General features: G+C 64.2%; 10 protein-coding genes, 2 tRNA genes and 1 riboswitch. Of the genes, 6 read left to right on the forward strand and 6 right to left on the reverse strand.

Going from position 1 to position 8,429, the window contains the following annotated elements:
* Nucleotides 1–70 precede the first annotated feature (70 nt).
* A complete protein-coding gene (gene tuf / locus VF769_RS02680) occupies nucleotides 71–1,261 on the reverse strand; it encodes an elongation factor Tu (protein ID WP_331006820.1) in 1,191 nt (396 codons plus the stop codon).
* Nucleotides 1,262–1,403: 142 nt separating this feature from the next.
* Nucleotides 1,404–1,605, forward strand: a riboswitch (cobalamin riboswitch).
* Between the two features lie 139 nt (nucleotides 1,606–1,744).
* Here tuf and VF769_RS02685 point away from each other — a divergent pair.
* A complete protein-coding gene (locus VF769_RS02685) occupies nucleotides 1,745–3,619 on the forward strand; it encodes a TonB-dependent receptor plug domain-containing protein (protein ID WP_331006821.1) in 1,875 nt (624 codons plus the stop codon).
* A gap of 51 nt (nucleotides 3,620–3,670) precedes the next feature.
* On the opposite strand, the gene VF769_RS02690 is transcribed toward VF769_RS02685, so the two are convergent.
* The 4 genes from VF769_RS02690 to VF769_RS02705 are packed head-to-tail and all read right to left on the reverse strand — an operon-like array spanning nucleotide 3,671 to nucleotide 5,117.
* Nucleotides 3,671–4,144, reverse strand: a complete 474-nt coding sequence (locus VF769_RS02690) for a DUF1801 domain-containing protein (protein WP_331006822.1) — start codon at nucleotides 4,142–4,144, stop codon at nucleotides 3,671–3,673.
* 13 nt (nucleotides 4,145–4,157) lie between these two features.
* Complete coding sequence (locus tag VF769_RS02695) at nucleotides 4,158–4,370, reverse strand: hypothetical protein (protein WP_331006823.1); 213 nt, start codon at nucleotides 4,368–4,370, stop codon at nucleotides 4,158–4,160.
* A 4-nt stretch (nucleotides 4,371–4,374) separates the two neighbouring features.
* A complete protein-coding gene (locus VF769_RS02700; protein WP_331006824.1) occupies nucleotides 4,375–4,794 on the reverse strand; it encodes an SRPBCC domain-containing protein in 420 nt (139 codons plus the stop codon).
* Nucleotides 4,791–5,117: a metalloregulator ArsR/SmtB family transcription factor gene (locus tag VF769_RS02705; protein WP_331006825.1), complete on the reverse strand. Its 327-nt coding sequence runs from the start codon at nucleotides 5,115–5,117 to the stop codon at nucleotides 4,791–4,793. The genes VF769_RS02700 and VF769_RS02705 overlap by 4 nt, the downstream gene beginning before the upstream one ends.
* Before the next feature lie 173 nt (nucleotides 5,118–5,290).
* Between VF769_RS02705 and VF769_RS02710 the strand changes: the two genes are divergently transcribed.
* Both VF769_RS02710 and VF769_RS02715 read left to right on the forward strand, forming a co-directional pair.
* Nucleotides 5,291–5,812, forward strand: coding sequence for a hypothetical protein (locus VF769_RS02710; protein ID WP_331006826.1), 522 nt, complete (start codon nucleotides 5,291–5,293; stop codon nucleotides 5,810–5,812).
* A gap of 143 nt (nucleotides 5,813–5,955) precedes the next feature.
* Nucleotides 5,956–6,156, forward strand: coding sequence for a dodecin family protein (locus VF769_RS02715; RefSeq protein ID WP_331006827.1), 201 nt, complete (start codon nucleotides 5,956–5,958; stop codon nucleotides 6,154–6,156).
* 7 nt (nucleotides 6,157–6,163) lie between these two features.
* Here VF769_RS02715 and VF769_RS02720 read toward each other — a convergent pair whose 3' ends face one another.
* Complete coding sequence (locus VF769_RS02720) at nucleotides 6,164–6,949, reverse strand: hypothetical protein (protein WP_331006828.1); 786 nt, start codon at nucleotides 6,947–6,949, stop codon at nucleotides 6,164–6,166.
* Nucleotides 6,950–7,147: 198 nt separating this feature from the next.
* Here VF769_RS02720 and VF769_RS02725 point away from each other — a divergent pair.
* The 3 genes from VF769_RS02725 to VF769_RS02735 all read left to right on the forward strand — a co-directional run bounded on the left by VF769_RS02725 (nucleotide 7,148) and on the right by VF769_RS02735 (nucleotide 8,346).
* Nucleotides 7,148–7,221 (forward strand) — tRNA-Gly (locus VF769_RS02725).
* 156 nt (nucleotides 7,222–7,377) lie between these two features.
* Nucleotides 7,378–7,463, forward strand: a tRNA-Tyr gene (locus VF769_RS02730).
* Nucleotides 7,464–7,554: 91 nt separating this feature from the next.
* Nucleotides 7,555–8,346, forward strand: coding sequence for an RNA methyltransferase (locus VF769_RS02735; RefSeq protein ID WP_331006829.1), 792 nt, complete (start codon nucleotides 7,555–7,557; stop codon nucleotides 8,344–8,346).
* Nucleotides 8,347–8,429: the final 83 nt, after the last annotated feature.

Consider the following 8,429-nt stretch of genomic DNA (forward strand, 5'->3'; position numbering starts at 1 on the left):
CGGATGCAAGTCCCAAAGCAAAAGGGCCGCTCCGAAGAGCGGCCCTTCCGTTTTTCCCCTGAAGAGAAAATTACTCGACGATCTTGGCCACGACGCCCGAGCCGACCGTGCGGCCGCCTTCGCGGATGGCGAAGCGGAGGCCTTGGTCCATGGCGATCGGGGTGATCAGCTCAACCGAGATCTTCACGTTGTCGCCCGGCATGACCATTTCGACGCCGCCCGGCAACTGAACGATGCCGGTCACGTCGGTCGTGCGGAAATAGAATTGCGGACGGTAGTTGGTGAAGAACGGCGTGTGACGGCCGCCTTCTTCCTTCGTCAGCACGTAGATTTCGGCTTCGAACTTCTTGTGCGGCGTGATCGAGCCCGGCTTGGCCAGAACCTGGCCGCGCTCAACGCCTTCACGGTCGACGCCGCGCAGCAGCGCGCCGATATTGTCGCCGGCTTGGCCCTGATCGAGCAGCTTGCGGAACATTTCGACGCCGGTGCAGGTCGTCTTGGTCGTCGGACGAATGCCGATGATTTCGATTTCGTCGCCGACCTTCACAATGCCCTTCTCGACGCGGCCCGTCACGACCGTGCCGCGGCCCGAGATCGAGAACACGTCTTCAACCGGCATCAGGAACGGCTGGTCGATCGGACGCTCCGGCTGCGGGATATAGGTGTCGACGGCGGTCATGAGCGCCATGATGGCGTCTTCGCCGATCGGGGCGTCACGGCCTTCAACCGCGGCCAGGGCCGAGCCCTTCACGATCGGAATGTCGTCGCCCGGGAATTCGTAGGACGACAGCAGTTCGCGGACTTCCATTTCGACGAGGTCGAGCAGTTCCGGGTCATCGACCATGTCGACTTTGTTCATGAACACCACCAGGGCCGGCACGCCGACCTGACGGGCGAGCAGGATGTGCTCACGCGTTTGCGGCATCGGGCCGTCGGCGGCGGACACGACCAGGATCGCGCCGTCCATCTGGGCGGCGCCGGTGATCATGTTCTTCACGTAGTCAGCGTGGCCGGGGCAATCGACGTGCGCGTAGTGACGGTCGGCCGTCTCGTATTCGACGTGCGCGGTGTTGATGGTGATGCCGCGGGCCTTCTCTTCCGGGGCGGCGTCGATATCAGCGTACGCCATAGCCTTGGCGCCGCCCTTCTTGGCCAGAACCATCGTGATGGCGGCCGTCAGCGTCGTCTTGCCGTGATCGACGTGGCCAATCGTACCGATGTTGCAGTGCGGCTTAGTCCGCTCAAACTTTTCCTTGGCCATTGTGAGGTCCTGTCTCTCCGGCGTCCAAAATGCTGATGGGCGCTAAGGCCCAGCCAAAGCGCGCGCGTAAGGTGCGCGTCTTTAGCCGCATCACCACAGGCGTCAAGCCCTCTAACGTCTTGGCGCGCCGTTCTATCGCGGTTATTGCTGCACACGCGATGGTCGTCCCGCAGGGGACGCTAAGAGGGAACGTGGTGCGGGGGCCTCCCCCAAATCCATGGCTGTGCCCGCAACTGTAAGCGGCGAGCGGTTCGCCCAACGCCACTGGCCTCATTTGGGCTGGGAAGGCGGCGAACCCGCAAAGACCCGCGAGCCAGGAGACCTGCCGCCGCACGTCGCTCGTTCGCCCGGCCGGGATCAGCCGTCGAACCGGAAGTCTCCGCAGCAGCGACGCGGGCGGCCCCGCGCGTGATCCGCGCCCCGCTTGTCGCTGTTCGACGCGCCCTTGGGGACGAGGCGTGTCTGCAAAAAGGGGACGCACCTATGCGCCTTTATCTCACCAAGGCCGCCCTGTTGGCGGCCGCCTCGCTCGCCGCCCAGCCCGCCTTCGCCCAGGAGAGCGACGACCTCATCGTCGTCACCGGCGCCCCCGCGCCGATCGCGATCGAAAACCTCCCGGCGGCCGCCGTCGTCATCGATGTGGACGACGCCCGCGTCCGCGGCGATATCTCGCTCGATCAAGCGCTGGCCGACGTGCCCGGACTTCAAGTCCCGCGTAGCGGCCCGATCGGGCAACAGACATCGATCTTCAGCGGCGGCTTTGAATCGAACCACACCTTGGTTCTGTTCGATGGCGTGCGCATCGACGATCCCTCCACGCCCGAAAGCGTGTTCGACGCCGGCCAGGATACGCTGGGCGACGCGCGCAGCATCGAGATCGTGCAGGGCCCGCTCAGCGCGCTCTACGGCTCGGGCGCACTCGGCGGCGTCGTAAACATACTGCCGCGTCGCGGCGGCGAGGGCGCGCTCAATCCGCGCCTCGAAATCGCCGGCGGCTCCTTTGATACGCTGACCGCCAATGCCGGCGCCGACGGCACGCTTGACCGCTTCCGCTATGCGTTGAACGCCGAGGGCTACACCAGCGAGGGGTACGACATCGTCCCCGAACGCATCGCCACGCATGATGGTGAAAAGGACGGCGCCGACATCACCACGCTGACGGGCGTGTTCGATTACGCGCTGACGGATTCACTCGCGGTCGATCTCTTGCTGCGCCAGCGCGAAGCCCGCGTCGATTATGATCCAGGCATCTTCGGCAATATCGCCGAAAACCCAGGGTCAGAAATCCAAAGCGACACCGCGCTTTGGCGTCTCGGCGCGAGCTGGGCGCTGAGCGACGCGCTGTCGCTGCGCTTGAGTGGCGGCGCGCTCGAAACCGATCGCGTTTCATCTGATTTCGGCGTCGCTGGCGACGAATATCATGGCGATCGCGACTTCGCGGACTTCTCCGCCACCTGGTCGATCACGCCGGAATGGACATTGTTGCTCGGCGCGCAAAATGAGGACGAGAACATCGAAGCCGTCAGCTTCGGCTCACCCGTCACTGGCGAGCAGGAGCATTGGGGCGCTTATATCGCCACCCAAGGCGTGCTCGGTCCGCTCGATGTCACTGCCGCTATTCGCCAAGATGATTTCGACGGCTTCGGCGAAGAATTCACCTGGCGCGCCGGCGCGGCCTATCCGATCGGCGAGGCCGCGCGCCTCTATGCATCCTACGGCACATCTTATCGCGCCCCGTCCTTGTTCGAACGCTTCGTGCCCTTCTACGGCAACGCGGCGCTTGATCCGGAGCGCGCCGAGACTTGGGAAATCGGCGGCGACGCGCGCTTTGCGCTGTTCGGCCAAACGGAGGGGCTCGAACTCGGCGCGCTCTATCGCGCGAGCGAGATCGAGGATCTAATCGGCTTCGCCGGCTTTGCCTACGGCAATGTCGACCGCGCCGAGATCGCGTACGCCGAAGCGCGCATCGCGTTGCGTCCGACCGATTGGCTCACCGCGCGCGCAAGCTACGCCAACACCGACGCGGTCAACGCCGCCACCGGCGTTGCACTGGCGCGTCGCCCGGAGGAGTCCTGGAGTGCAACGCTCGCCGCCGAGCGCGGCGCCTTCAGCGGTCAAATCTCCTGGCGCCAGATCGGTTCGCGCCTGGACACGACGTACGATGATTTCGGGTTCTGGGCCGGCACGGCCGAAGTCGAATCTTATGACATCTTACGTGCGTCCGCCGCGTGGGCCGTCAATGACGAGGTGAAGCTCTACATCGCCGCCGACAATGTGCTCGACGAAACCTATGAACCAGTCAACGGCTTCGCCGGCGCGCCAGCGAGTCTCCTCGTCGGCATCCGCGTGACGCCCTAAGCGCCACTGGAAAGGGCCGCTGTCGCAGCGGCCCTTTTTTGTTTATCACGGTCACATCCGCTCGCCGGGCAATTTGCCGGCCTGCTTGACCCACGCAATGAATTGCTTCTCGTCCAATTCGTCGCCTTCGTGGATGTCGAGATAGCGCACCTTCTTCTGCTTCGACGCGCCTGGCGGCATGGGATCAAGCGATGCGCCGTCAAAGAAGGCGATTTTCACGTAGCGCGTAAACACGTGCAGGCTCAAAAACCAACGCCCCTCCTCCACGCCATAGAACGGCGAATTCCACTTCACCGCCTTCTTCACGCCCGGCAACGCCCGCACGATCAGCGCATCGATCCGTTTGCCGACCGCACTCTTCCAGCCCGGCATCGCCGCGATGTACGCCTGCACAGGCTCGTCGCCATAGCCTTTGGCGATCTGAGGATTGCCGCCAGAAAGCAGCTTGGGCGCGGGTGACTTCTTCGCGGCAATTTTACGCGGCGTCGCGGCTTTCTTCTTCGCGGTCTTCTTGGTCTTCGCCATCGCGTGCGTGCTCCTAGCCGCTCACGCGCCGCAATTTGGCGACATAGGGCAGGGCAAACAGATAGAGCCCGCTAAACAACAGCAGGAAGAGTGGGATCAGCGCCAGCAGATAGATCCAGTACGCCGGCTCACCGTCGCTCGTGAAAATGACGACCGTATTGACGATCACGCCCAGCGTGAACGCGATCGACACCCAACGGTGAAATTGTCGAATCCATTTGCTCATCGCCCTACTCCGCTTGCGCCAGAACGCCGTCGAGCTTGTCGAAGAATTGCTTCCAGCCGGCATGCGCGCCGCCAAAGGCTTGCTTCTGATCTGAACGGAACCCCGCCTGCTCCATACGCAGATGCGTGCCCGTGCGCGTCGGCGTGAGCGTAAACGTCACCGTGCTTTGCAGCGCGTAAGCGGCGTCCTCGTGTTCGAAATTCCACGTATAGGCGAGCGTCTTGTGCGGCTCGATCTCCAGCACTTCGCAATCCAGCACTCCGCCCCACTCGCCACGCAGCGTGAAGCGGTGGCCGAGTTCAAGCTTGAAGTCGTTCTTCATCAGCCATTCGGAGATCAAATGCGGCTGCGTCAGCGCGCGCCACAGCTTCTCGGGCGGATGCGCGAACTCGCGCTCGATGGTGACGGTTTTTGTCTCGCTCATTGGTCCATCCTCTTGAGCAAATTATCGAGTTGATCGAAGCGGCCTTCCCAGAAGCCGGCCATTTCGCGGGTCCAATCGACCAGCGGCGCGAGCGCTGCGGGGGTCGCGCTGTAATGCGTCTGACGACCCTCATGCCGGTCGCGCACCAGACCAGCTTGCTTGAGCACGCCCAAATGCTTGGACACGGCCGGCTGCGAAACGCCCGCCTGTGCTGTGAGCGCCCCCACACTCTGTTCTCCGTCCCGACACAAGCGCTCAAACAACGCCCGGCGGGTCGGGTCGGCGAGGGTGCGAAACAGGATGTCGTGGTCGGTCCGATTCATAACTCACCAGCTATGAGCCACTCATAACTGCAGAGCTATATGTCGTCAACCAGGAACCCGGAATGAGGGGTTCGCCACGCTAATCCAGCGCCGAAGCTGGCGAATTGCCGGACGTTCCATGGCTGGCCGCCGTTTCAATTCAACCGGTCCAGGCAGAGCCGATACTGGGGCGCATGAAGCCAGCCCTCCCTCCAACCCCAATCCGAGCGTTCACACTCGCCAGGTTCGTCACCTGGGCGCGCCGCGCTCTGATTTTGGTTTGGAGCGTCTTGCTGGAGCAGGAGGTGCTGCTGGCGCACAGCCGCGACTTGCAGATCGTCGCGCGTCGGCATTTGCACGCCCTCACGATCTTTGTCGCGCAGCTCATATTTCTGCGCGCTACGCGGAACCTCCATCTGCGATCCAAAAGCCAGACCATGCGCTTCACCGGTCGCAAACCCCCGAGCCCGGGCCGCATCTTGCGCGCCTTGATGGGCTCAGCCTTCCGCAAATCGCTGCGCCACGCCAATTTGCGTGTGTGGCTCGCCACACTCGTACATGCGCTGGCTCATATCGGGGACAGCGCCGCCGCGCTGACGCCGCGCCTCAAGCGCAATCTCTCGCGCATGTTCGCGATCGCGCCGGCGCGCGAATATGCGCCCTGCGTTCTGCCGCCTGCGATCCTCCACGCAATCACGTCCGCCGACACGTCCTGAGCGCGGGCGTCCGCGTCTCTCCATGTTCTCGCGCCGCGCCAAGCCTCGCTTGGCGTGGGCGCCGGCGCACGTCGCAGCTCTGCTGACATCGCCCCACAGCGGGCCTAGGCTCTTCGCGCCGGGGGGCTCAAAGGAGCAGAACCATGGCCGTCGCGAAAGTTATTGAAGTCACGTCCGGCTCGAAGAAGGGCCTACAGGACGCCATCGAATCCGGCTTGTCGAAAGCGTCCGATTCCCTAGAGAACATCGAAGGCGCCTGGATTCAGGACATCAAAGTCACGTGCGACAACGGCAAGATCGCCGAATGGCGCGTGAACATGAAAGTCACCTTCGTTTTGAACTAAGCCGTCTTCACGGCGTAGCGGCGGCGAGTTCCATATCGTCGCCGCTTACGGCGCGCTCCCTGGAATCATAGCACAGCGAGCGCAATTCGCCGTTGCCGCGCCCGTCCGGCGGATCGTCGGAGAACCATTGTCGACTCATCGATACGGAGCCCGGCGCCGAGCTTCCCAGCGGCGCCCAGGTTTCGGCAATGCGCGTTTGCGCAAACTCGGTGCGGGCCCAATTTGGCCAGGCATCGGCCACGTGGGTGAACCGCACCTTGAGCGTGCCGCAGGCGAAATCGCCGAATTCCGTCTCGGTGATCTCTTGCACGCGCCGTCCAGACGGCATGCAGAACGACAACCGCCCGCTTGAAAGCGAGCCCTGCAAGTGCGCGTCGCCCAGCGGCGTCAGGCGAAACTCCACGGCGTCAGCGCCCACGCGCGGCATCGCCCGCTGCGTCACCAGCCCCATCGCCACGAATTCTTGCATGCGCGTGCGCGCGGCTTCGGCGGTCTCGACGCCCCAGTCGCGCGTCATCAGATCGAAACGCACGACAAACACGCGCCGCCGTTCGGCCGGATCGAGCCAAACGCTTGGCCAGGGAAAGCACATGGTCTCGCGATCAAGCTGCGCCTGCACGGCGGCATGGATTTCCGCACGCGAGACTTCAAGCTCGACGCGCTGGATCACCATGTCGACCGCGCCGAACCGTATTTCGCGCGGCATCCGCGCGGTGTTTGATTGCGACCACGCGCCCGCGGCGCCGAACGCGGCAAGAACAGCCGCGCCAAGTCCCAGAAAAAATCGAGGCATCAAACCCGCAAGCGGCATAACCGCCTCCCGCCCCTGCGCTCCCCCAAGCGCCTCCACCATTTCGCGAAACCGAGGCGCGGGCAATGTCAGCGTGTCAGTTTTGTCACCGTCGGGCGCGGGCGCCGAAAAAAGCTTCAGCCGCCGCGAGCTCTGCCCGCTCGACTAAACCTCCCCAACCCGCTATCTGGCGGTCCGCTCGCGGGTATAGCTCAATGGTAGAGCCGCAGCCTTCCAAGCTGAAGACGAGGGTTCGATTCCCTCTACCCGCTCCATCCTGCGCGCGCGCCGCGAGCTTAGGATGTCCACCGAAGCCTTGGCGAAGAAGGACTGTGCGAGCCACGCACGAGCTTTGGATGGCTGACGCCGTTCCGTCGCACCTAACCTGCTTGCCCCCGGCAAACATGCCCGCTAGAAGCCGCGCTCCGGCTGGAAGGGTGGCCGAGTGGTTAATGGCAGCAGACTGTAAATCTGCCCGCGCGAGCGTACGCTGGTTCGAATCCAGCCCCTTCCACCATCCTCCGAAGCCTTGGCGAAGGAGGACTAAGCCTCCCACTCGCGAGCTTCGGATGGCTGACGCGGTGACCGCGTCCTGAGAAAGTTTGCTCGTGAATAAGCGTCCCCCACCCTCTCAACGCCCCGCGCACGGCATTCCCGAGGATAAACTCCCGCGCCGTCAGTTCGAGGAGGAGTTTGGCGGGCCGTCCTGGGTTTGGGGCGTGCACGCCTCGCTTGCGGCAATCGCCAATCCCGCGCGCCGGATCGAGCGCATCGTCGCCACCAAGAACGCCGCCTCGCGCCTGCCCGAACACATCAAGCCGCAGATCCTCGATCCCGACGCGATCGACGGCATGCTCCCGCCCGGCGCAGTGCACCAGGGCCTCGCGGTACGCGCCCATCCCATCGAACCAGTTTCGCTCGAAGCCGCCGCCGCCCCGCCCGACGGACGCAGCGTGCTCGTGCTCGACGGCGTCACCGATCCGCAAAATGTCGGCGCTGCGTTCCGCTCCGCCGTCGCTTTCGGCGCGCGCGCCATCGTGCTGCAGGATCGCAAATCGCCGCCGCTCACCGGCGTGCTCGCCAAAGCCGCCGCCGGCGCGATCGAACTCGTGCCGCACGTCCGCGCCGTGAACCTCGGCCGCGCGATCGAAACCCTCAGGTCGCTGGGCTATGTTACAGTCGCGCTCGAAGGCGAAGCTGAATTGAGTTTGGAGGAGGCGCTGAACGACAAGCGCCCCGTGGCGCTGGTGCTCGGCGCCGAAGGCAAGGGACTTCGGCCCGGCGTGGCCGAAGCCTGCGAGAAGCGCGCGCGCATTCCAATCGCGCCGGTCATGGAAAGCTTGAACGTCTCCGCAGCCGCGGCTGTCGCCTTGTATGAAGCGCGGCGCGGCCGAACCTAGTGGCCGCCGCCGCCGCGGAAGATCATGCGCTTCACAAAGAAGAAGAGGCCGATGATCACGAGGTAGCCAAGCAGCAGCACCAG

It is taken from the genome of Vitreimonas sp., from assembly GCF_036392335.1.
Classification (GTDB): Bacteria; Pseudomonadota; Alphaproteobacteria; order Caulobacterales; family Aquidulcibacteraceae; genus Vitreimonas.

Coding starts and splice junctions, on each gene's coding strand:
- tuf (WP_331006820.1), bottom strand. CDS start 1,261: ATGGCCAAGGAAAAGTTTGAGCGGACTAAGCCGCACTGCAACATCGGT.
- VF769_RS02685 (WP_331006821.1), top strand. CDS start 1,745: ATGCGCCTTTATCTCACCAAGGCCGCCCTGTTGGCGGCCGCCTCGCTC.
- VF769_RS02690 (WP_331006822.1), bottom strand. CDS start 4,144: ATGGCGAAGACCAAGAAGACCGCGAAGAAGAAAGCCGCGACGCCGCGT.
- VF769_RS02695 (WP_331006823.1), bottom strand. CDS start 4,370: ATGAGCAAATGGATTCGACAATTTCACCGTTGGGTGTCGATCGCGTTC.
- VF769_RS02700 (WP_331006824.1), bottom strand. CDS start 4,794: ATGAGCGAGACAAAAACCGTCACCATCGAGCGCGAGTTCGCGCATCCG.
- VF769_RS02705 (WP_331006825.1), bottom strand. CDS start 5,117: ATGAATCGGACCGACCACGACATCCTGTTTCGCACCCTCGCCGACCCG.
- VF769_RS02710 (WP_331006826.1), top strand. CDS start 5,291: ATGAAGCCAGCCCTCCCTCCAACCCCAATCCGAGCGTTCACACTCGCC.
- VF769_RS02715 (WP_331006827.1), top strand. CDS start 5,956: ATGGCCGTCGCGAAAGTTATTGAAGTCACGTCCGGCTCGAAGAAGGGC.
- VF769_RS02720 (WP_331006828.1), bottom strand. CDS start 6,949: ATGCCTCGATTTTTTCTGGGACTTGGCGCGGCTGTTCTTGCCGCGTTC.